The sequence below is a fragment of the Halorubrum ejinorense genome, assembly GCF_055389685.1.
In genome coordinates, this window is sequence record NZ_AP043777.1 from 760,085 (window position 1) to 781,089 (window position 21,005).

Genomic DNA, 21,005 nt, shown 5'->3' on the forward strand with positions numbered 1-21,005 from the left:
GCGGCCCCGTCAGCCGACCGTCCGCCGAACCCATCCCGACGCACCGCTCGGGACGGAGCCGGACTCTTCTCGCGTCTGGAGCGTTCCCTCGCCGTCGACCGCGCGAACGACGACCTCGCGTTCCCCGTCGGCCTCGAAGACGTGGCGCCACTGCCGCCAGACGTCGTCGTCCGGGAGCGCCTCGGAGAGGTCGGCGTCGGTCCACGTCTCGCCGCCGTCGGTCGAGACCTCGACGCGCTCGATCCCGCGGGTCCCGGCGTAGGCGTGGCCGGCGAGCTCGATCCGGCCGTCGCCGAGCTCGGTGACTCCCTCGTCCCAGAGCTTGGCGACCGTCTTCACTTCGCCGGTCCCCTCCCAGCCGCGCTCCTCCCAGTAGCCGTCCTCCTCGACGTTCAGGAGCTCGATCTCCGAGAGCCACTTCACGTTCGTCTCCCCCCAGTGGCCCGGGATCAGCACCCGAACCGGGTGGCCGTGGCCGGAGGGGAGCTCCTTGCCGTTCATCCCCCACGCGAGGAACCCCTGGGCGAGCACGTCGACCGGGAACTGGACGTAGTAGCCGTCCTCGCCGCGCAGCATGGCGCAGTTACAGTCGCCCTGCGGGTCGACGGACTCCAGCAGCGGCCGGATCGGCGTCCCCGTCCAGACGGCGTTGTCCAGCTTGCGGCCGTTGAGGTCCTCGCCGACGCACCGCAGCGTTATCGCCCGGTGTTCGACCGGGCGGTCGATCAGCTCGTCGAAGGCGACGGTGCGGTCGCTGCCGGTCTCTCCGGTGAACGTCAGCGACCACTCGCTCGCGGTCACCTCCGGGTCGAACTCCGCGATGTCGACGTTGTAGAACTCCCCGATCGGCGTCACCATCCCGTGGAGATCCTCACTCTCGAACGCCAGCGACCCCGCGTCGAGCTCCTGGAGCCGCGCGGCCGCGCCCTCCGACCGCGGGGCGTCGGGGAGCGGGCCGTCGCCCGACGCGAGCGCTCGTCGTCCCACCGCCGTCGCGGCGACGAAGCCGAGCGCTCCGGCGACGACCCCGAGGGTCCGGCGACGCACCGCGTCGACGACGGCCGGCGCGTCCCTCGCGGTGCCGGTGTCACCTCCGGTCGGCGTGGCGGACCGGGGCAGCCAGCCGATCCCGACCACCGCCGCGGCGGGAAGACCCGCGCCCAGCGCGCCGAGCGAGACCCCTGTCAGCCCCGCGGCGAGGAGCCATGAGCCACCCCCGGCGACCGCGGCGCCGACTCTCCGGCTATCGGTACGCGTGGCGACCCGGAGCCCCGCGAACGCGACCGCGCCGAACAGCGCGACGACGGCGGCGACGGCGATAGCGATGTGGATCAGGTGTCCCGTCTCGCCGAGGGTCTCGATCGCGAACGTCACGATCGGGCCCGGCGTCAGGTTGACGACGGCCTGGTCGACCGGCCTGACGACGAACGACGGGGTCCAGCCGGTGGCGAGGTACGAGCCCGCGACCGCGGCCGCGCCGGCCGCAGCCGAGAGCAGCGCCCCTCGGCGCTCGGTAACGTTGATCATGATCCGACTCGGGGTTCCGATCACTTGAACTGCGTCCTTGCTAGCGGGTTCTCAAGCGTCGCCGCGGCCGACCACACGCCGACTAAGTCGCCGCCGAGCGGAAGCGATCGAAACGGGAGTAGGAGAACTGCGCCGAGGCGATCGGCGTCGCGTCAGGCCTCGCCGAGGTCGCGGAACATCGCGCGGTAGTCGTCGGTCGAGAGCGACTCGCCGAGGTCGTCGATGTCGGCGTCCAAATCCTCCAACCGCTCGACGAGTTCGGCGTACGCCTCGTTGCCCTCGCGCTGTGCGGCCGGCTTCTGCGAGCTCAGCACCGCGCGTTTGCTCGCGAGCGCGGCGGCCTCCTGAATGAGGTCGTCGTACTCGCTGCGCGTCAGGAGGGTTTCGATGGCCGCGAGCAGCTTCGAGCGGCTCACCGGCTTGGTGAGGTACAGGTCGAACCCCATGTCGATGATGTCGAAGTCGGGCTCGACCGCGGTGACCATCGCCACGCGGCAGTCGTACTTCTCCCCGCGGATGTGTTCTAAGACGTCGTCGCCGCTCCCGTCCGGAAGCCGGCGATCGAGGAGCACCACGTCGACGGCGGCGTCGACCCGGTCTATCGCCTCGGCGGCGGTCTCGGCGACGTCGACGTCGTACGCCTCTCGGAGGAAGCCGGCGTACAGCGCCGCGATGTCGGGCTCGTCCTCGACGACGAGTATCGACGAGTCGCTCACCGCCGATCACCCTCGTGGACGACGGGACACGCTTCACCGGACATACACGAACGGGCGGCGTGTCGAGAGATAAAACTGTCGCCGTCGCTCCGTCCGACGAGCTCAACCGTCTTTTATATACTCCGACCGCCAAAGGGAAGACGAATGTCAGAACTCGTCTCCACCGGGGTCGAGGGGCTCGACTCCATTCTCACCGGCGGCATCACCGAGCGGTCGACGGTCCTCGTCTCCGGCAACCCGGGTACCGGCAAGAGCATCTTCGGGATTCAGTATCTCCACCACGGCGTCTCCGAACACGACGAGCGCGGCGTGTACGTCTCCTTCGAGGAGGACGAAGCGGACATCCGCGGCGCGGCCGAGTCCGTCGGCTTCGACGGGTTCGACGAGATGGTCGACGACGGCGACATCGTCATCCTCGACAAACGCGAGATGCTCCGCGAGACCGACTTCTCGACGGCGGTCGACCGACTGCTGGACACGATCGAAGACGGCGATTTCGACCGCCTCGTCCTCGACTCGCTGTCGATGTTCCAGCTGTTCTTCGACGCCGAACAAGAGAAGCGGACGTACCTGCTCAAGTTCTCGGACATCCTCAAGGCGAACGGGCTCACCTCGCTGCTCATCAACGAGCAGGGCGCCGTCTTCCCCGACACCGAGGTCGGACTGGAGAACTTCCTCACCGACGGCAACATCTACTTCATTCAGACGCCGACCGACTCGGGGGTCAACCGCTACGTCTGGGTCGCGAAGATGCGGAAACAGGACATCGACACCGACATCTTCCCGATGGAGATCGGACAGGGAGGGATCACCGTCCACGAGCGCGCGGGCGGGTTCTCGATGATGGGCGGCTCCGACGACCAGCCGTCCTTTTGAATCGCGGACCGATCCGAGTCCGCGAGCGCGTCGCCCCGGTCGGTCGCGGTCCGCACCGACCGCCGCCGGGGACGCTCACTCTCGCGAGGAGAGGTCGCGCCACACGTCGTCGAGCCGGTTTTTCACCGCCGACCGTTCTTCCACTTCGACCGTGAGCCCGTCACGGAAGTCGACCTCGACCCCGTCGACCTTCCGGCGGTACACCTTCACGCGCCGGTGTTCGTCCGAGAGCGGGCGGTCGTGTAACTCGAGGAGATCCGCCTCCTCCAACTCGTTGATCCGTCGGTAACACGTCGCGATCGGGACGTCCAACTGGTCGCTGAGGTCCTGGGCCGACATCGCGTCGCCCGTCGCCGTCAGGATGTCCGTGTTGTATTTGTTACCGAGTACGGTAATCAGGTCGTCCCCCACCATTCACGTTATCGAGATTGATTTCCGCCGGTTAAAAGAATACCGGTGATGGCGACACTGCCGTCTTCCCTCCCGTCGGCCGTTCCCGGTGCCGTGAGACCGCTGCCTACGCTCCCGTCTGGCGTCGTGTTATCGCCGCTGATACCCGCCACCGTGGGTTTATTATCGAAGTCCGACCAGGTTGCGTATGGAGATGATCGAGGGGTTGTATCTGATGACGACCACCGTGCTAGCCGGCGCGAGCGCGACGCTCGTCGCGTTCGCGATCGCGGCGTACCGGTCGTCCGGACGCACGGCGATGGCGTACCTGGCGGTCGGCTTCGGACTCGTCGTCGTCGCGGCGGTCGGGACCCCCGCGGCCGCCTTCCGAACCGGCTTCGCCAACGCCGAGGCGCTTCTCCTCGTCAACACCGGACTGATGGCGGCGTCGATGGCGCTCGTCGCCGGGAGCCTCGCCGTCTACGAGCCCGGCACGCAGGAGTTCGTGATTCCCGAGTCGGAGCTGTCGCGCCTGCGTGATCGGTGAACAGGGATGCGCGCTGTGAACGAACAGGGATGCGCGCTGTGAACAGAGATGTGCGCTGTGAACAGGGACGTGCGCTCGGGCCCCTGCCGTCAGATTCCCCGTTCCCCCGACCCCGCGACCCGGTGAACGAGGCGTTGCTCCCTCCCTCCCCGACGCGCTTTTGCTTTCGGCTTCCCTATCGATAGCGATGACAGATACCTGTCGAGTTCGCGTTGTGGGCGCGAGCGCGCGCTCGACTCCACGGCCGTGCCGTCGAACTGACTCCGTCGACCCACGGGGACCGCGACGATGACCGCCGCCGACGCCCGCGGCGACCGGTCGACGATCGCCCGCCTCTCGGACCTCGCCGCGCGTGCCGGCGTCGGCGCCGGCGTCACGGTGCTCGTGAGCGTCCTGCCGTTCGTCGGGTTGATCGCACCCGCGGTCGGCGGGGGTGTGGCAACTTGGACCGACGAGTCCCCGGCGCCGTGCGGCCCGCGGATCGGTGCCGTGACGGGGGCGCTCGTCGCGCTGTTGTCGCTGCCGCTGACGTTCTTCGCGGTCTGGGTCGCCGCCTCCGTGTCGCCCGCGGCGACCGTCGGTGTTCTCGCGCTCACGCTCTTCGGCGCGGCGTACGTCGTCGGCAGCGGAGCGCTCGGCGGCTACCTCGCGGATCGGATTGCGGCGGACCGCGAGTGTTCCCGGGCCGCCGACGCCGGCGCGTCCCCTGAGTCCCCGATCGAGCGCCTCAAGCACCGCTACGTGGAGGGCGAGCTCACGGACGCGGAGTTCGAGCGACGCCTCGATCGGCTGGTGACCGCGGACGACGACAGCGACCGGTCCGCGTCGAACGCCCGACCCGAGCGGACTAACTCACAGGCGCGCGAACGCGAGTACTGACGCGCCTCGAAACCGCGAGGGCCTCGCGTTCTCTCCTGTCTGTCAGCCCCGTCCGCCCCGGCCGCCTGTTCGTGTCCTCGACCGATCCGCTATCCTCGGGACCGTCGCCGCCGATCGGTGGCAGATCCAGATCTGGTATCGTAGCGAGAATATCGTTGATATTTTCTGTAACTATAGAACCGAAAATAGAGCAAAAATCGCAAGACGAGGAGAGTTTATCAGTTTGGATAACCGGGCAAGTGATCTTAAGTAGGAAATCCTCATTTTCAACGATAACGCCCGCCGGGCAGGCCGGGGGCCGACGCAAACAACCAATGTTCGAGACAATCACGGACGAGGAACAACGCGGTCAAGTGGGGATCGGCACCCTCATCGTGTTCATCGCGATGGTGCTGGTGGCGGCGATCGCCGCCGGCGTGCTGATCAACACGGCCGGGTTCCTCCAGACGCAGGCGGAAGCAACGGGCGAAGAAAGTACGAGTCAGGTGAGCGACCGGCTTCAGGTCGTGAGTTCCTCCGGGAACGTGACTGAAGTCAGTAATGAATACGTAATCGACAATGTCACGTTTGTGGTCGCGAAGGCTCCCGGCGCGGGGCTGGTCGATCTAAAGGAGACGACCGTTCAGGTCATCGGTGAGCAGGGTCAGAACAGCACACAGCTCGACAGTCTTGAGGCCAATATTGAGAGCGTTCTCGACGTCGACAATGGTGTCCTCACGGACAACAGTGACCGTGCCGCGATTCACCTGAACTTCTCTGAGCCCGGTGACTTCAGTAACTACAACGAACTTAGTTCCGGTGAACGGTTGACTGTCACCTTCACAACGGCATCTGGCGCGTCGACGACGAAAGAAATCCGCGTCCCGACGACGCTTACGAGCGATCAGGACTCGGTGAGGCTGTAATAATGTTCGAATTTATCACTAACAACGAGGACCGGGGTCAAGTGGGGATCGGGACCCTCATCGTGTTTATCGCGATGGTGCTGGTGGCGGCTATCGCGGCCGGCGTCCTGATCAACACGGCCGGATTCCTTCAGTCACAGGCAGAAGCAACGGGCCAGGAAAGTACAGACCTCGTTTCTGAACGGATCGATGTGACGAGCACGGTTGGCATCGTTGAGGGCTCGGGTACTTCTAACGGTAACCCCCAAAATCTCACCGCCATCCGTGTTGGTGTCTCAGGTGCTGCGGGTGCTGATCAGATTGACCTGAACAAGACGACTATTCAAGCAGTTGGGCCCAATGGTCAAGAAACGCTTACGTTCGATCAGGATGGAAGTGGAATTGGGAGCGCTAGCAATATCGACTCTGGTTACTTCGCGGTTGAGAACAGTACCGGGAGCTTTGTCGACTCCTCCTCGGCAGTTCTCAACTCGAGTAACTCGTTCACCATTGTGTTCAACCCGAACAACGAACCCTTCGGTGACGGTACCACCGCATTCGGCGAAAGCGACTCCTCGTCGCTCGACATAGTTTCGCCGTCCGGCGCGACGACATCTGTCGAACTGACTGCTCCTGACCTGTTCAGCAACGAAGGCGCGGCGGTCCGGCTCTGACGAGTCAGACGGCGCAGTAACCAGTTCGCGGCGGCTCGGCCGCCCGCAACACCTATTTTACGGCGCGCGCTACCACGACCCATGAGTGACCACGACGAGCCGGCGACCGACTCGGAGGCGCTGCCGGCCGACCCCGACGAGCTCGACTTCACCGACGATGAGAACGTCGTCGAGATCGGAGACGGTCGCTACGTCGTCGGAACGAACGGCCGGCCCAACGTCGGCCGGTCTCGCGGGCAGCAGCGCGCGCCGCCCGCGGACGACTCCGGCTTCACTGCCGCTGACCCGACCAACGCCTCGGAGCGACGACCCGCGGGCGACGACCCGCGGGCGAGCGCCGCCGGTCCCGGCGTCGGCGAACGGGGGCAGCCGGGCGGCGGGCAGCGCTCCGGCGGACAACCGGTCGGCGGTGGGCAGCCTCCGCCCAACGCCGGTCAGGGAGCGCCGCGCGATCGGACGGGGGCCCCTGCCGAGACGCTCGACAGACAGTCGGTGAGCCGGTGGCTGGCGAACTCCTTCGACGGCGACGGGTTCGATTACGGCATCGACGCGACCCTCCACGCGAACGGTGACACCACCCGACAGCGGATGGTGTCGAACGACGTAACGGCGACGTTCGACACGCTCATCTCGTGGTTCGCGTCGAACGCCGGACCGAACTCGCCGACCCCGGAAGCGATCGGCCTCCTGCTGGCCGCCTCCGAGACGACCGTCGACATCCCGCCGGTGATGATAAAACGCTTCGCGGCGAGTCAGGGACTCTCGGCGAGCGACAGCATCGGCGACCTGGTTCGCGCCGCCGAGGACGCGGGCGGGTTCAGGATCGAGTGACCACAGGGAGAGACTCGCCCGCTACCCCAACAGCGCGAACAGCGCGATACCGATCAGCGCGAACACCGCGTAGATTCCCGCCATCACCTCGCGCTTCAGCGGGCTACCGAGCGGCTCCGCGGTGAGCCGCCGGATCGGCGGCAGGATAGCGATTCCGCCGAGGATCAGCGGCCACGACTCCGCGGCCGGGACCCGCGTGAGCGCGACGACGACCGTCCCGTATCCGAGGACGTACGACCCTCGCCGCCAGAGCTGCTCGCGGTCCGAGAGCTCCTCCATGGAGGGGAACGCGTCGCTCCCGCCCGAGCCACCCCCGTCCGATCCGCCGCCGCCGGACCCCGCGACCTGCTCCGCCTGCCGCTGGACGTACTCGTCTAACTCCTCCGCCGCGTCCTCCGTCTGCGGGGCGCCACACTGCGCGCAGTACCGCGAGTCGTCGTCGACCGGTGCGTCACAGCGGGGACACGATGGCATACTGCCGTGATTCGGGCTCCGGTAGGGCTTAATTCTTCGGACCGAGGGACCCGCTCACGTCGGGCGATTCTCTCGCAAAGGTCCGATTCGCCGCGCTCTCGTTACAGGCCCTGATAATCGGGTGGGTACGCTTTAGTCGGTGACCCGCGGAGTCCTCGTCAACAGACCGCGGGCCGTCTCTCGGTCCGCCCCCGTGAACACCTCCACATGACGATGGAACACGACGACGCGACCGACACGCACTCCGGACGCCCAACCTCGACCGCCGGCGACGGAACGGCCGGCCCCGCCGAGCGCTCTCGATTCGGTCCCACGTTCGGGCTGTCGACGTTTCAGGTCGCGGTGATCGGACTCACCCTTCTCGTCGCGCTCGCCGGCGTCGCCGCGACCGCTCCGGCCGCGGCTGGGCTGTCTCCCCTCGCGTCTCCTTCGGCCGCCGCGGGGTCGACGGGACCCGTCGCGGTCGAGGCGGTCGGCTCGGCCGGCCCGGCGGAGCGTCCGGAGATCAGCGGCGGATTCTCCCGTGAGACGTACACCGCCACCGCGGGCGATCAGGTCGAGATTCGGCACGCAAACCCCGACGGGCCGGCATACCTGCTCATCGGTGGGAACCGACTCACCGACACGGGCCAGTCGGTCGGGTTCGTGGACGTGATCAAACTCGACGGCCAGACGACGACGACGATCAACACGCGGACCATCGGGACCGACGCGACCAACGTGGAAAGCTGCGCGAACACGACCTGTGACTTGGAGTTCCGCGACGAGAACGGGAACCTCGTCGCCGAGAACCTCTCCGAACTCTCGAGCGCGACCGGCGCCGGCGGACTCGCTCGCCCGCTCGTCCCGCAGCGCTACCGGCTCGCGATCACCAACGGGACGTTCGTCGTGGACGATTCGGGCGTGGTGACGCCGACCGAGGTCGCGGACCAGGCGGACCTCGTGTTAGAGAAGCCGACGCTCCACGACGACGTCGAGGTGTTCACCAGCATCGACCCGAGCGCCCTCGACGAGGAATCCGAGACCGAATCGCTCTCGGCCCTCCGAGAGAACGGCCTCGACCGCACTGCGGTGACGAAGGGGAACCGGGTCGTCCTCGGGTTCGAGTCGACCGGAATCTGGGGCGCGCTGTCGCACTTCGCCGAGGAGGAACTGGAGCCGGGCCAGGAGGTGGACCCCGACGTTCTAGACGATCTCCTCTCGGCCGACGAGGGCGTGTCGCTCCGGGTCAGAGAGACGAACCCCGGCCGGAACCAACCGGCGGCGGAGCTCGACATCTCGCGCGCTGACCCCGAGGATGTCAGGCTCTTCATCGCAGACGCGACTGAGCTGGAGACTCCCGACGCCCCCGGTCGCTTCTATCTCGTGATCGACACGAGCGACGGCGACCACTTCACCGAGCCGCCCGAGCCGGGCGACGAGTTCGCCGTCGAGTTCGCGCTGGAGGGGACGGAAGGCAAGCGGTACGCATTCGCGGACGATAGGGAGCCGCCGGCGGCCTTCAATCCAACGTCAGGACCCGGTGACGCCGCTCAGTTCCCGTACTGGGAGACGGCCGATAGCACGGTGCGCGCCGAGGCGACGTTCACCGTCGCGGAACGGTACCTCCGGTACGACGCCGTCACCGACGACGGCGAGCTACTCGTCGCGGCCGAGGACGGACGCATCACGGGGACGACGTCGCTGCTGCCGGTGCGGGAGCTGTCGGCGACGCTCGTGAACGACGCGTCCGACGCCCCCTTCCGCACCGAGTCGCCGCTCGAGATCTCGAACGGTAACTTCACGATCGACGCCGGCCTCGACGGCGTGTCGCCCGGGACCCGTCTGAACTACGAGCTACACGAGGGGTCCACGCTCCGGGACAGCCGGACGGTCGTGGTCGTCGGCGACACCGACAACCCGGACCGGTTGGTGATCGACGACGCCCCGGAGAACGTCACGGTCACCGAGGACCGGAACCTCTCGTCGATCCGGGTCACCGCACGCAACACGGGCGGGCTCGCCGGGGAGGGGGAACTCACCCTCGGCGTCGCCAACGGTAGCGCGACCGGCTCGTGGGGGGTGCGCCTCGCGCCGAACGAGTCCCGAACGTTCGACTTCGGCTCCGTGACGGCCGACCTCGACCCCGGAACCTATCCGTTCACGCTCAGCCTCGACGACGACACCCACAACGGGACCCTCGTCGTCGAGGCCGATCCGGCGAAGACGACGCTCGATGACGACGAGGGCGAGGCTTCCGATGGCACGGACAACGGGACCGATACCGGCGGCAGCGGAAACGGTACGGACGTGAGCGGAAACGGGACCGACGACGGCGCGGGCTCCGACTCGCGCGACGGGGACGGCTCCGGATCGGGCTCGGACGGCGAGTCGAACTCGACACAGGACTCCGACGGCGAGGGAGGATCGGACGACACGACGGGCGGCGACGCTCCCGCGGACGATTCGGCCGACGACGTGGGGATGATTCCGCTCCCGTTCGGCACCCGTGAAGCCTTCGGCGGCACGGTCCTCGTCGGCGCCGTCCATCTCCTCGGCCACTGGGTGTGACACCTCCGCGGCGTGGCCGCCGCGAACACTTCTCGGCGCCCGAGACGACCGGGCGCGACCGTCGCTTCGAGCGCGCGGCAGTTCCCGCGCTCCGTCCGTGAGTTCTCAACCGTGAGAACCGCGGGGGAGCGATTAAGTGGTCGCTGTACCCCCCTTGAGATAACAATGGCTACGCGGGTGCTCATCGCCGACGACTCGGAGTTCATGCGGAACCTCCTCCGGGAGATCCTCGAAGGGGAGTTCGAGATCGTCGGAGAGGCTGAAAACGGCGTCGAAGCGGTCAACATGTACGAAGAACACGGGCCGGACCTCGTGATGATGGACATCGTGATGCCGATCCGCGACGGGATCGAGGCGACGACGGAGATCTTAGAGGAGAACCCCGACGCGACGGTGATCATGTGTACCAGCGTCGGGCAGGAGGAGAAGATGAAGGCGGCGATTAAGGCGGGCGCGGAGGGATACATCACGAAGCCGTTCCAGAAACCAAACGTGCTCGACGCCATCGGTTCGGCGGTATAATGCGGGTCGACGTCCGCGCGCTCGGCGCCTGTAACCGTCTCGCGGAACAGGGGGCGAAACAAGCCGCCGGGGCGCTCTCGGACCTCACCGGGACGGATCTGGCCGTCGAGGTGACGGGCGCGAGCGTCGCCAGCGGCGAGGACCTCGCGGAGTCGTTCGCGGGCCGGGAGTCCATCGGCGTGAGCGTCGGGCTCCGCGGCGGGTTAGACGGCGAGGCGGTCCTCGCGTTCGACGCCGTCAACGCCGACGCCCTGCTCTCGCTGCTCCCCGGCGGTCAGTCGATGGAGCGGAGCGCGGTGACGGAGGTCGGCAACATCGCGCTCGGCGGCTTCCTCGACGGCTGGGCGAACTACCTCGGCGCGGCGATAGACATGTCTCCACCGCGGTACTTCGAGGCCGACGGCGCGGCGGTACTGCCGGACGGCGCGCTCGCCGGTGACGGCGTGTTCCTCTTCGAGAGCCGGCTCGACGCGACGACGACGGACCTCGACTTCTCCATCTACATGCTGCCCGACTCGGGCCCGTTCCGCGACCTCATCGTCGGCAAGACGGCGCCCGCCGCGGCGGCCGGCGACGCGCCCGGCGCGGCGTCCAACGACGGCACCGCCAGCACGGCGGTACCCTACGACTCGCTGTCGACGTTCTCGTCGCTGGCGAAGCGCGGGTCGGCGAACGCCGCCGACAACATCGCGATGATGACCGGGCTGGAGACGAGCGTCGACGTGAGCCGGCTCCGGTTCGTCCCGCTCGCCGACGTGCCCGCGGAGGTCGGCACCGAACCGCACGCGGGGACGGTGTTCGAGCTCCAGGGGGAGCCGAGCGGCTACCTCGCCATCCTCTTCGAGGAGTCCTCGGCGGCGGCCGTCGCCGACGCGATGCTCCCGATGGAGACGGACGAGCCGCTCGGGGAGATGGCCGAGAACGCGCTCTGTGAACTCGGAAACGTGATGACGAGCGGGTTCATCGACGGCTGGGCGAACGTGCTCGGCACGACCATTACCCACTCGCCGCCCGAGTTCGTCCACGACATCGGCGCGTCGACGATCAGCCCCCTGGTCGCGAAGCTGAGCGAGCGGCAGGACTACGGGTTCGTGATCGACACCGCGATCCGGACCGAGGGCATTCAGGCACGGTGTGACGTGTACGCGCTCCCCGACGAGCGCGAACTGGCCCGCGCGCTCGATAGACTCTCGGAGTCGTGACCCACCCGATCTCCGACGACCGACCGGACGACCCGTCGGAGGGAACAACGAGCGGCGGGAGCGCGGTGACCGACGCGGAGCCGACCGCCGTCACCGGCGGGCCGGCGGGCGACGATCGCGGTCGGATCAAGGTGGGCGTTGGCGAACTCGCGATCACGAGCGACGACGCGACCCTGACGACGAGCGGGCTCGGCTCCTGTGTCGCGGTCGCGCTCGTCGACGAGCGAGCGGGCGTCCGCGGGCTCCTTCACGCCATGCTCCCCACGGGTCAGGGACAGACAACTGCGGTCTCGCGTCCCGGGAAGTACGTCGACACCGGGGTCGACTCGCTGATCGGCGCGCTCGACGACGCCGGCGCGGAGCCGAGGCGGCTGAAGGCGCGCGTCGCCGGCGGCGCCGAGATGCTCGATCTCACCGACGCGGTCGGTCCCCGAAACGTCGAGCGGGTCGGCGAAGTGCTCGACGCGGCGGACATCCCGATCGTCGCCAGCGACGTGGGCGACACGGTCGGGCGAACGGTTCGGTTCGGTCCCGACGGTCGGCTCGTCGTCCGAGCCGCGGACGGGTTCGAGCGGTCGATCTGACCCGAGGCCGGAACCGGTGACGGGCGTCTCGTCGGAGTTCCCGGTGGGCGACCGTCAGCTGATTTCCGGTCCGCTTGACCGCGCTAAACGCCTCTAAGCGGTCTCGTTTCCGCCCGCCTCCCCGACTCGGGAGGGGTTCGCGTTCGTGGCGTGCTTTCTCACGGTTGATATTTTGAGGGGTGAATTGAAGTGGGTTCTGCGGGTGGTAGACGATAATGGGCCTCGAACTACCGGTGTGGGGAGCTCCAACCGCCGCCTGGGCAGTCGCCACGCTGGGGCTCGTCGGTGCGAGCGTCCTCGACAGGTTCCTCGACGACGACGGATCCGACGACGACGGTTCCGGTGGTATGGATGGTAACGACGATCCCTTCGGCGGCGATATGGGCGGCGGAGGGATGGGCGGTGGCGGCGGCATGGGCGGTGGCGGTGGCGACGGCGGAGACGGCTTCGACGACTTCGACGGCATGGACGAGTGGGACGACGAGTTCGACGACGGCGGCGGCGGTGGCGGCGGCGGCGCGGCCACCGACGAGCTCGAGAACCGGCTCGACGAGCTGGAAAACGAGGTCGCGTCGCTCTCCTCGACCGTCTCGACGGTCCGCTCCGAGAACGAGGAGATCTCGAACGCCGTCGACGACATCGAGGAGGACGTCCGCAACCTGCTCGACATCTACGAGATGGTCACCCGCGGCATCAATCCGTTCGTCGACGACTCCGGCGGCTTCGACAACGTCGCCGGCGGCGGCGAGGGCTCGTTCGGCATCTTCGACGACGAAGAGGGCGAAGAGGAGGAAGACCTCGACGAGGACGTCGCCAACGCGGACGCGGACGGGTTCTTCGACGACGACCTCCTCGACGAAGAGGACGACGGCGGCTTCGACGACCTCGACGAGGGCGACGACGAGTTCGACGACCTCGACGATGACGACGAGTTCGACGACCTCGACGACGAGTTCGACGACCTCGACGACGAGTTCGACGAACCGGACGACGACAGCACGGACGACGCCGCGTCCGAGACCGAAACGGCGGACGACGGAGACGATATGAACGAAGACGGAAAGAGCTTCAGCGAACTGAAAGAAGAGTACGACTCCGGGGAGGCCGACTGGGCCGAGGAGGGCGAGGAGACGGCGGACGACGACCCGTTCGACGACGGGGACGACTCGTTCGACGCCCCCGGCGACGAAACGGACTCGTTCGACGACGAGCTCGGCGACGACGGTCTCGGAGCCGACGACGGCTTCGAGGACGACGCGCTCGGCGGTGGCGTCGAAGACGACGGCTTCGACGAGCCGGCCGACCCCGATCCGGAGCCCGAACCGGACCGGCGCCCCGGCGGCGACCCCGCCGAGGCGTCCGGCGGCTTCGAGTACGTCGGCGAGGACGACCTCTCCGGAAGCCGCGGGCGCGGGAAGCCGTACCTCACCGAGCTCCCCGGCGACTACGTCGGCGACCTCCTCGTGATGGAGTGGCTGGAGTTCCTCGTCTCCGAGAGCGACGTCACCGACGCGGTGCGCGCCATCAACTACTACGAGCGGATCGAGTGGATCGGACCCGACGCCGCGGCGCGGCTCCGCGATTTCCTGTCCGGGTTCGGCACCATCGACCGCAACCTCGTCGACCGGCCGGGCACCGACCGGCTCGTCCGCGAGCACCACACCCGTAGCCTCCGGTACGTGACCCAGCTCAACGGCACCAACAGCCACACCGTGCTTCTGGACCGCTGGGACGATCTCGCCGGCGGCTCGCTCGTCGGCGGCAGCCCGCCGACCGGCGGCCGCCGCCAGCCCGCTCGCCGGCACGACCGGGCCGACTCCCGGCGCAACGGCCGCAGCGACCGGCCGGCTTCGGACCGGAACGGTCACGGGGCCTCCGGCCGCCGAGACGCGCCCGACGCCAGCGAACGACGCACCAACGGCGCGGACCACGACGACGCGGCGGACCGCGGCGACGCGGGACACGATCGCGACGGCCACCGCGACGACCGACGCGACCGGAACGGTTCCACCCGACCGATGAACGACCCGAATCCCCGTTCCGACCGCGCCGATCCGGCCGACGGAGGGTGGGGAGATGGGCGTTAGCGTCTCCGCGTCCACGGCCATCATCGTCGCGGGGCTGTTCTTCGCGTTCACGACGTTTTACCCCGTGGCGGCCAACGGGCTCGACCGCGTCTCCGACGCCCAGCAGGGCGTCAACGAGCGCGCGCTCGAGCGCCAGAACACCGACTTCAGGGTGACGAACGCGACGTTCGACACGTCGACCGAAATCCTCACGATCAACGCCACGAACGAGGGTTCCCTCGGGCTCGTCGCCGACGACGCGACGCTGGTCGTGGGCAACGAGTACGTCGACGTGGGCGGGGCGAACGCTGATACGATCGTCGACGGTGACGCCGACACCGCGCTCTGGCTCGGAGACGAGACGCTCACGGTGCGGGTGGATCAGGGGAACACGACCACGACGATCGGCGACGGCACGCGCGTCGTCCTCGTGGTCGAGTCCGGCGTCCGCGACGCCGCGACCGTGACGGAGGTGAGCGGATAGATGGCCAGCGTTCCCGTCTCTCACCTCATCCTGTTCATCGCCAGTCTGGTGATCGCCGCCGGCGTCGTCGGCACGATCACCACCGGCGTCGACCGGGTGAGCGCCGCCGTCGACGACGCCGGACTCGACGCGACGGAACAGCTGCGGACCGACGTGACGATCATCTCGGACCCGAGCGCGGGGGTGTACAACGCGAGCGGCGACCAGAACGTCACGCTCCTCATAAAGAACACCGGGACGTATCGGTTGGCGCCCGACGGGTCGGACCTCGACGTGGTCTTCGACGGCGCGTACGTCCGTCCGGACGCGATCTCCGGGGAGCTCGTCTCCGCGGACAACGCGAACGCGTGGGGCCGCGGCGACGTGCTCCGGCTCACGATCGACACCAACCAGATCGACGGGTCCGGGGGGCTCGCCGACGGCGACCACCGCGTGTTCCTCTCGGTGAACGGCGACGAGGAACTCTTCCAGTTCCGGGTGGAGGGGGGTAACTGAGATGCCCCACGACAACCTCCTCTCGATCGGCCTCGGCGAGCGCGACCGGCTCAACAAGGAGCTCGGTGGCGGCATCCCGCGCGGGAGCATCGTCCTCATGGAGGGCGACTACGGGGCCGGGAAAAGCGCCATCTCCCAGCGGTTCGCCTACGGGCTCGTTCAGGAGGGCGCGTCGGTGACGATGATGTCCACCGAGCTCACCGTCCGCGGGTTCATCGACCAGATGCACTCGCTTGAGTACGACATGGTGAAGCCGCTCCTCAAAGAGGAGCTGCTCTTCCTCCACGCCGACTTCGACTCCGGCGGCGCCTTCTCCGACGGCGACGGCGAGCGCAAGGAGCTGCTCAAGCGGCTGATGAACGCCGAGGCGATGTGGAACTCCGACGTGGTGTTCCTCGACACGTTCGACGCCATCTTCCGGAACGACCCCACGTTCGAGGCCTTGGTCCGGAAAAACGAGGAGCGACAGGCCGCCCTCGAGATCATCTCCTTCTTCCGCGAGATCATCTCGCAGGGCAAGGTGGTGGTGCTCACCGTCGACCCCTCCGCGGTCGACGACGACGCGATCGGGCCCTTCCGGTCTATCGCGGACGTGTTCCTCCAGCTGGAGATGATCGAGGTCGGCAACGACATCCGCCGACAGATCAACGTGAAGCGGTTCGCCGGCATGGGCGAACAGGTCGGCGACACGATCGGGTTCTCGGTCCGCTCCGGAACCGGTATCGTGATAGAGAGCCGCAGCGTCGCGTAACCATGCGCCGAAACGCACAGTCGGTCCGCACGCGCGGACTGCGACCACACACGGCGACGCAGGCGAGGACATGACCGAACACGGCACCGCCCAACCGTCGGAGGAGCTCCGGAAGGCAGCCATGCGTCGGCCGCACCTCCGGGAACACCTCCGCGAGTTCAAACAGATCACGGGCGAGTTCCCGCAGTACATCGAGGAGCCGAAAGACGAGTACGAGTCGAACCGCCCGAACGTCATCTACCCCGTCGGCGGCCCCATCTACAGCCACATCTACGGCGACCTCGGGCAGGACACGAAGTACTACGCCATCGAACCGGAGGTCACCGGGCCGCAGGCGGAGATACTCAACGAGGTGAAAAACCGGCTGCTCACCGCCAGCGGCCAGCACACCGCCCCGGAGAACGAGGCCGAGTACGACGACCTCATCGAGGAGCTGTTAGAGGAAGTGACCCACGTCGACGACACCTCCAGCGGGTGGCGTCGCGGCCTCTCGAAGCTGAAGAACTTCGGCAAGCTGTCGGTCACCGAGGAGACCTACGAGAACATCCGATACCGGCTCAACCGCGACATCGTCGGACTCGGCCCGCTGGAACCGGTGATGCGCGACCCGGCGAACGAGGACATTCACGTCATCGGCCCCAAGGAGTGTCACGTCGACCACGGCACCTTCGGCATGCTGGAGACGACCGTCGACTTCGGGACGCCACAGGAGTTCGACAACTGGCTGCGAAACATGGGCGAGCGGATGGGCGACCCGCTCTCCGACTCGGACCCCATCGTCGACTCCACCCTGCCGGACGGCTCTCGTATCAACATCATCTACTCCGACGACGTCTCCCTGAAGGGCTCCTCGCTCACGATCCGGCAGGGCGACGAGGTGCCGCTGTCGATCAACCAGATCACCAACTGGGGGACGCTCTCGCCGCAGCTCGCGGCGTACCTCTGGCTCTGTTTAGAGAACGAGCAGACGGTGTTCGTCGTCGGAGAGACGGCGTCCGGGAAGACCACGACGCTGAACGCCATCCTCTCGTACATCCCTGACGACTCGAAGATCTACACCGCGGAGGACACCGCCGAGGTCATCCCGCCGCACAACACGTGGCAGCAGCTGTTGACCCGCGAGGGCGGCGACGAGGGCTCCTCCGACGTGGACATGTTCGACCTGGTCGCCGCGGCGCTGCGGTCGCGCCCCGACTACATCATCGTGGGCGAGGTCCGCGGCGCCGAGGGGCGCATGGCGTTCCAGGCGGCCCAGACGGGTCACCCGGTCATGCTGACGTTCCACGCCTCGGACATCGTCTCGATGATCCAGCGGTTCACCTCCGAGCCGATCAACGTCCCCGAGACGTTCATGGACAACGCCGACGTGGCGCTGTTCCAGAACCGGGTGAAACAGGGCGATCAGGTCCTGCGTCGGGTGACGAGCGTTCAGGAGATCGAGGGGTACTCCAAGGAGATGGAGGGGGTCGTCACCCGCGAGGTGTTCAGCTGGGACCCCGTCGAAGACGAGATCGTCTTCCAAGGGATGAACAACTCCTACGTGTTGGAAGAACAGATCGCGACCCTGCTCGGCTACGCCGACACCCGCGACATCTACGACGATCTGGAGTTCCGCGCCGAGCTCATCGAACGGATGATCCAGGAGGGGATTCTGGGCTACCACGAGGTCAACGACGCGATCAACTCCTTCCAGCGCGACGGCGTCGAGGGCCTCCCCTTCGACATGCACCGGAACACGATGTGACCATGCCCGGCGACGCATCCACCGCGGCGACGGAGGGACGCTGACGATGGCCGTGAAACAGATGGGCGACGGGCTCGCGACCGCGGCCAGGCTGACCTCCGACGTCATGGAGTCGTACGAGCAGCTCGACATATCCAAGCGGAAGTACGTCGGGCTGGTGTTGCTCCCGGCTCTCCTCGTGTTCCTCGCGAGCGTCGTCGGGCTGGTCGCGCTCCCGCTTCCCTTCGCCGCCCGCGTCCCCATCCCGATGTTCGGCGGGCTCATCCTCTTTGCGGCGGTCATCTACCCGAAGATCTACCTCTCCAGTCTGGAGACGAAGATCGACAACCAGCTGCACCTCGTGATGACGCACATGACGGTGTTGTCGACGACGAACATCGACCGCATGGAGGTGTTCCGGACGCTGGCGAAACAGGAGGAGTACGGCGTCGCCGCCGAGGAGATCGGTCGCGTCGTCCACCTCGTCGACACGTGGAACCAGAGCCTCGACGACGCCTGTCGCCGTCGGGCCGAGGAGGTCCCGTCCGACGCGATGGCCGACTTCTTCGACCGCCTCGGCTACACGATGGGCGCGGGGCAGTCGCTTCAGGAGTTCCTCGTCTCCGAGCAGGACGTCATGCTGGCGCAGTACGAGACCCGCTACGAGTCCGCGCTCTCGAACCTGGAGGTCATGAAGGACCTGTACATGTCCATGATCCTCTCGATGACGTTCGCGCTGGTGTTCGCCGTCGTCTTACCGATCCTCACCGGCAACGACCCGACCGCGACGGTCGCGGCCGTCATCGTGCTGTTCGTGTTCGTCCAACTCGGCTTCTACGCGATGATCCGCGCGACCTCGCCGTACGACCCGATCTGGTACCACCCGGACGAGCGCGCGCCGGGCGACCTGAAGCTGTGGGGGTCGCTCATCGCCGGCGGCGGGCTCTCGTTCCTGCTCATCGGCATCACGGCCGCCGGGATGTTCGGGTACGGCCCCGGACTGCCGGGGCTCCTCTTTTTCATCGACGACGTGCGGCTCCCGCTGTACCTCGCGGTCCCCATCTCGCCGCTCATCATCACCGGCGTCACCCTCCGGAGCGAGGAGCAGGCGATCACGGCCCGCGACGGCGAGTTCCCGTCGTTCGTCCGCGCGCTGGGCGCGACCGAGAGCGCGAAGCAGTCGACGACCACCGACGTGCTGACGACGCTCCGCGACAAGAACTTCGGCAAGCTCTCCGCGTCCATCGAACGGCTCTACCGGCGGCTCAACATGCGGATCAGCACCGAGGGGGCGTGGCGTTCGTTCACGCGAGACACGCGGTCGTACCTCATCCAGAAGTTCTCCGAGATGTACCTCGTCGGGCGACGGATGGGCGGGGATCCGAAGATGCTCGGCGAGCTGATCTCGAAGAACATGAACGCCGTCAACCAGCTGCGCGAACAGCGGCGGCAGGCGGCGATGACGTTCATCGGACTGCTCTACGGGATCACCGCGGCGGCGACGTTCGCCTTCTTCATCGGTCTGGAGGTCGTCGCCATCCTCGCCGACCTGACCGCGGACTTCGGGCTCGACCAGATGGACATGGCGCAGATCGTCTACCCGGGCGCCTACGACATCCCGCTCATCGAGTACCTCCTCCTCACCGTCGTCCTGTTCAACGCGGCGCTCTCCTCGCAGATGATCCGCCGGATCGACGGCGGCAACCCCGCGAACGGCTACATACACTTCGTCCTCCTGACGTGGCTCGGCTCGGTCACCGCCATCGCGACGCGGACGCTCGTCAACGCGATCCTGTCGATCTGAGCGGTCCGCCGCCGGGTCCCGGGCTACTCCGCGACGAGCGACGGCTCGGCGACGTCCTCCTCGGCCGCGTCGCGCCACGAGTGCGTCGGCGCCCACCCGAACAGCTCCTTCGCCTTCGTAACGGCGTACGCGCCGCGGTCGTCTCCCTCGGCGAGCGCGCCCCCGTCGACCGCGCAGTCGTCCGGGAGCGGCCCGTACGACTCGCGCAGGAGGTCGAGCAGGGGTCGGCCGAGCGCGTTGTCGGCCGCGACGCAGTTGACCGCCTCGTGGGCCCCCGCGGGCACGGCCGGGTCCGGCCCGGCCGTCTCCGCGAGCGCGGCCGCGACGAGGTCGGCCACGTCGCGGGCGTCGACGTACGACCAGAAGTTGCCGGCGCCGGCGTCGAGGTCGTCGACGTACGCCTCGTCGCGGCAGGCGTACTCGCCCGGGTACTGGATCCACGACGGCCGGACCGAGACCGCCGACACGTCGTGGCGGCGCGCGACCGCGCCCGCCGCCGCCTCCGCGGTTACCTTCGAGAGGCCGTACGGGTCCTCCGGCCGGAGCGGGTGGTCCTCGGTGATCGGTAGCTCGTCCGGGACGGGCGTGGGGTCGGCGAAGAAGAAGCCGTAGGCCCCGTCGCTAGAGGCCTGAACGATCCGGGCGTCGGCCCGGCCCGCGGCGTCGAGGACGTGTTTCGCGGCGAGCGCGTTCGTCTCGAACACCCGCCCTTCGGGGTGGGTTCCGGCGACGGGGATCGCCGCCCAGTGGACGACCGCGTCGGGGTCGACGGCGGTGACGACGTCGAGGGCTTGGTCGCGCTCGGCGAGGTCCGCCGCGCGGAACGAGACGTGCGGCGCGGGGTCGACGCCGAGGCCCGGATGGTCGTAGTCGACGACGACGACCTCGTAGTCGCCGGCGAGCCGGTCGACGATCCAGCGCCCGGAGGCGCCGCGTCCCCCGGTGACGAGTACCGTTTCCATGCGTCGGCGTCGGCGTCGCCGGGCAAAAACGCACCGCACTCGCCGGCCGTGAGCGCGGGACGGC

General features: G+C 67.8%; 21 protein-coding genes. 16 read left to right on the forward strand and 5 right to left on the reverse strand.

Annotated features, from left to right (window positions below):
- Positions 1-9: 9 nt before the first annotated feature.
- Both ACZ5KW_RS04760 and ACZ5KW_RS04765 read right to left on the reverse strand, forming a co-directional pair.
- On the reverse strand, positions 10-1,527 hold the full coding sequence (locus ACZ5KW_RS04760; protein ID WP_343775954.1) for a molybdopterin-dependent oxidoreductase: 1,518 nt from the start codon (positions 1,525-1,527) through the stop codon (positions 10-12).
- 152 nt (positions 1,528-1,679) lie between these two features.
- The gene (locus ACZ5KW_RS04765; RefSeq protein ID WP_343775951.1) at positions 1,680-2,243 is read right to left on the reverse strand and encodes a HalX domain-containing protein; all 564 of its coding nucleotides are present in this window, start codon (positions 2,241-2,243) and stop codon (positions 1,680-1,682) included.
- Between the two features lie 144 nt (positions 2,244-2,387).
- Here ACZ5KW_RS04765 and ACZ5KW_RS04770 point away from each other — a divergent pair, with 144 nt between their 5' ends.
- Positions 2,388-3,119, forward strand: a complete 732-nt coding sequence (locus tag ACZ5KW_RS04770) for an RAD55 family ATPase (protein WP_343775948.1) — start codon at positions 2,388-2,390, stop codon at positions 3,117-3,119.
- A gap of 75 nt (positions 3,120-3,194) precedes the next feature.
- Here the strand turns inward: ACZ5KW_RS04770 and ACZ5KW_RS04775 are convergent, their stop codons facing one another.
- The gene (locus tag ACZ5KW_RS04775) at positions 3,195-3,533 is read right to left on the reverse strand and encodes a helix-turn-helix domain-containing protein (protein WP_343775946.1); all 339 of its coding nucleotides are present in this window, start codon (positions 3,531-3,533) and stop codon (positions 3,195-3,197) included.
- A gap of 184 nt (positions 3,534-3,717) precedes the next feature.
- Here ACZ5KW_RS04775 and ACZ5KW_RS04780 point away from each other — a divergent pair, with 184 nt between their 5' ends.
- From ACZ5KW_RS04780 to ACZ5KW_RS04800, 5 genes are all read left to right on the forward strand, one after another.
- Positions 3,718-4,056 carry a hypothetical protein gene (locus ACZ5KW_RS04780; RefSeq protein WP_343775943.1) on the forward strand — a complete coding sequence of 113 codons (339 nt, stop codon included), beginning with the start codon at positions 3,718-3,720 and terminating at the stop codon, positions 4,054-4,056.
- Positions 4,057-4,344: 288 nt separating this feature from the next.
- Complete coding sequence (locus ACZ5KW_RS04785; protein WP_343775940.1) at positions 4,345-4,935, forward strand: SHOCT domain-containing protein; 591 nt, start codon at positions 4,345-4,347, stop codon at positions 4,933-4,935.
- 314 nt (positions 4,936-5,249) lie between these two features.
- Positions 5,250-5,840 carry an archaellin/type IV pilin N-terminal domain-containing protein gene (locus ACZ5KW_RS04790; RefSeq protein WP_343775938.1) on the forward strand — a complete coding sequence of 197 codons (591 nt, stop codon included), beginning with the start codon at positions 5,250-5,252 and terminating at the stop codon, positions 5,838-5,840.
- 2 nt (positions 5,841-5,842) lie between these two features.
- Positions 5,843-6,493 (forward strand): archaellin/type IV pilin N-terminal domain-containing protein, encoded by a 651-nt coding sequence (locus ACZ5KW_RS04795; protein WP_343775935.1) that lies wholly within the window; start codon positions 5,843-5,845, stop codon positions 6,491-6,493.
- Between the two features lie 81 nt (positions 6,494-6,574).
- Positions 6,575-7,324: a DUF7500 family protein gene (locus tag ACZ5KW_RS04800; protein WP_343775932.1), complete on the forward strand. Its 750-nt coding sequence runs from the start codon at positions 6,575-6,577 to the stop codon at positions 7,322-7,324.
- Positions 7,325-7,345: 21 nt separating this feature from the next.
- Here the strand turns inward: ACZ5KW_RS04800 and ACZ5KW_RS04805 are convergent, their stop codons facing one another.
- A complete protein-coding gene (locus ACZ5KW_RS04805) occupies positions 7,346-7,798 on the reverse strand; it encodes a zinc ribbon domain-containing protein (RefSeq protein ID WP_343775929.1) in 453 nt (150 codons plus the stop codon).
- Positions 7,799-8,005: 207 nt separating this feature from the next.
- Between ACZ5KW_RS04805 and ACZ5KW_RS04810 the strand changes: the two genes are divergently transcribed.
- The 10 genes from ACZ5KW_RS04810 to flaJ all read left to right on the forward strand — a co-directional run bounded on the left by ACZ5KW_RS04810 (position 8,006) and on the right by flaJ (position 19,979).
- Complete coding sequence (locus ACZ5KW_RS04810) at positions 8,006-10,348, forward strand: BGTF surface domain-containing protein (protein ID WP_343775926.1); 2,343 nt, start codon at positions 8,006-8,008, stop codon at positions 10,346-10,348.
- 165 nt (positions 10,349-10,513) lie between these two features.
- Positions 10,514-10,870 carry a chemotaxis protein CheY gene (cheY, locus tag ACZ5KW_RS04815; protein WP_004597560.1) on the forward strand — a complete coding sequence of 119 codons (357 nt, stop codon included), beginning with the start codon at positions 10,514-10,516 and terminating at the stop codon, positions 10,868-10,870.
- Positions 10,870-12,072, forward strand: coding sequence for a chemotaxis protein CheC (locus ACZ5KW_RS04820; RefSeq protein WP_343775922.1), 1,203 nt, complete (start codon positions 10,870-10,872; stop codon positions 12,070-12,072). The genes cheY and ACZ5KW_RS04820 overlap by 1 nt, the downstream gene beginning before the upstream one ends.
- Complete coding sequence (locus tag ACZ5KW_RS04825) at positions 12,069-12,656, forward strand: chemotaxis protein CheD (protein ID WP_343775920.1); 588 nt, start codon at positions 12,069-12,071, stop codon at positions 12,654-12,656. Before ACZ5KW_RS04820 ends, ACZ5KW_RS04825 begins: the two co-directional genes overlap by 4 nt.
- 215 nt (positions 12,657-12,871) lie before the next feature.
- Positions 12,872-14,743 carry a FlaD/FlaE family flagellar protein gene (locus tag ACZ5KW_RS04830; protein WP_343775917.1) on the forward strand — a complete coding sequence of 624 codons (1,872 nt, stop codon included), beginning with the start codon at positions 12,872-12,874 and terminating at the stop codon, positions 14,741-14,743.
- A complete protein-coding gene (gene arlF, locus ACZ5KW_RS04835; protein ID WP_343775915.1) occupies positions 14,733-15,206 on the forward strand; it encodes an archaellum stator protein ArlF in 474 nt (157 codons plus the stop codon). Before ACZ5KW_RS04830 ends, arlF begins: the two co-directional genes overlap by 11 nt.
- The gene (gene arlG, locus ACZ5KW_RS04840; RefSeq protein WP_343775913.1) at positions 15,207-15,701 is read left to right on the forward strand and encodes an archaellum stator protein ArlG; all 495 of its coding nucleotides are present in this window, start codon (positions 15,207-15,209) and stop codon (positions 15,699-15,701) included.
- 1 nt (position 15,702) lies between these two features.
- Positions 15,703-16,452, forward strand: coding sequence for an archaellum protein ArlH (gene arlH, locus ACZ5KW_RS04845; protein WP_343775911.1), 750 nt, complete (start codon positions 15,703-15,705; stop codon positions 16,450-16,452).
- A gap of 70 nt (positions 16,453-16,522) precedes the next feature.
- Positions 16,523-18,196 (forward strand): type II/IV secretion system ATPase subunit, encoded by a 1,674-nt coding sequence (locus ACZ5KW_RS04850; RefSeq protein ID WP_343775908.1) that lies wholly within the window; start codon positions 16,523-16,525, stop codon positions 18,194-18,196.
- Between the two features lie 46 nt (positions 18,197-18,242).
- Positions 18,243-19,979 (forward strand): archaellar assembly protein FlaJ, encoded by a 1,737-nt coding sequence (gene flaJ / locus ACZ5KW_RS04855; RefSeq protein ID WP_343775905.1) that lies wholly within the window; start codon positions 18,243-18,245, stop codon positions 19,977-19,979.
- A 23-nt stretch (positions 19,980-20,002) separates the two neighbouring features.
- Here flaJ and ACZ5KW_RS04860 read toward each other — a convergent pair whose 3' ends face one another.
- A complete protein-coding gene (locus tag ACZ5KW_RS04860; RefSeq protein WP_343775903.1) occupies positions 20,003-20,941 on the reverse strand; it encodes an NAD-dependent epimerase/dehydratase family protein in 939 nt (312 codons plus the stop codon).
- Positions 20,942-21,005: the final 64 nt, after the last annotated feature.

Coding starts and splice junctions, on each gene's coding strand:
- arlF (WP_343775915.1), top strand. CDS start 14,733: ATGGGCGTTAGCGTCTCCGCGTCCACGGCCATCATCGTCGCGGGGCTG.
- ACZ5KW_RS04805 (WP_343775929.1), bottom strand. CDS start 7,798: ATGCCATCGTGTCCCCGCTGTGACGCACCGGTCGACGACGACTCGCGG.
- ACZ5KW_RS04830 (WP_343775917.1), top strand. CDS start 12,872: ATGGGCCTCGAACTACCGGTGTGGGGAGCTCCAACCGCCGCCTGGGCA.
- flaJ (WP_343775905.1), top strand. CDS start 18,243: ATGGCCGTGAAACAGATGGGCGACGGGCTCGCGACCGCGGCCAGGCTG.
- ACZ5KW_RS04780 (WP_343775943.1), top strand. CDS start 3,718: ATGGAGATGATCGAGGGGTTGTATCTGATGACGACCACCGTGCTAGCC.
- ACZ5KW_RS04785 (WP_343775940.1), top strand. CDS start 4,345: ATGACCGCCGCCGACGCCCGCGGCGACCGGTCGACGATCGCCCGCCTC.
- arlH (WP_343775911.1), top strand. CDS start 15,703: ATGCCCCACGACAACCTCCTCTCGATCGGCCTCGGCGAGCGCGACCGG.
- ACZ5KW_RS04800 (WP_343775932.1), top strand. CDS start 6,575: ATGAGTGACCACGACGAGCCGGCGACCGACTCGGAGGCGCTGCCGGCC.
- cheY (WP_004597560.1), top strand. CDS start 10,514: ATGGCTACGCGGGTGCTCATCGCCGACGACTCGGAGTTCATGCGGAAC.
- ACZ5KW_RS04820 (WP_343775922.1), top strand. CDS start 10,870: ATGCGGGTCGACGTCCGCGCGCTCGGCGCCTGTAACCGTCTCGCGGAA.
- ACZ5KW_RS04760 (WP_343775954.1), bottom strand. CDS start 1,527: ATGATCAACGTTACCGAGCGCCGAGGGGCGCTGCTCTCGGCTGCGGCC.
- ACZ5KW_RS04790 (WP_343775938.1), top strand. CDS start 5,250: ATGTTCGAGACAATCACGGACGAGGAACAACGCGGTCAAGTGGGGATC.
- ACZ5KW_RS04775 (WP_343775946.1), bottom strand. CDS start 3,533: ATGGTGGGGGACGACCTGATTACCGTACTCGGTAACAAATACAACACG.
- arlG (WP_343775913.1), top strand. CDS start 15,207: ATGGCCAGCGTTCCCGTCTCTCACCTCATCCTGTTCATCGCCAGTCTG.
- ACZ5KW_RS04850 (WP_343775908.1), top strand. CDS start 16,523: ATGACCGAACACGGCACCGCCCAACCGTCGGAGGAGCTCCGGAAGGCA.
- ACZ5KW_RS04860 (WP_343775903.1), bottom strand. CDS start 20,941: ATGGAAACGGTACTCGTCACCGGGGGACGCGGCGCCTCCGGGCGCTGG.
- ACZ5KW_RS04795 (WP_343775935.1), top strand. CDS start 5,843: ATGTTCGAATTTATCACTAACAACGAGGACCGGGGTCAAGTGGGGATC.
- ACZ5KW_RS04810 (WP_343775926.1), top strand. CDS start 8,006: ATGACGATGGAACACGACGACGCGACCGACACGCACTCCGGACGCCCA.
- ACZ5KW_RS04770 (WP_343775948.1), top strand. CDS start 2,388: ATGTCAGAACTCGTCTCCACCGGGGTCGAGGGGCTCGACTCCATTCTC.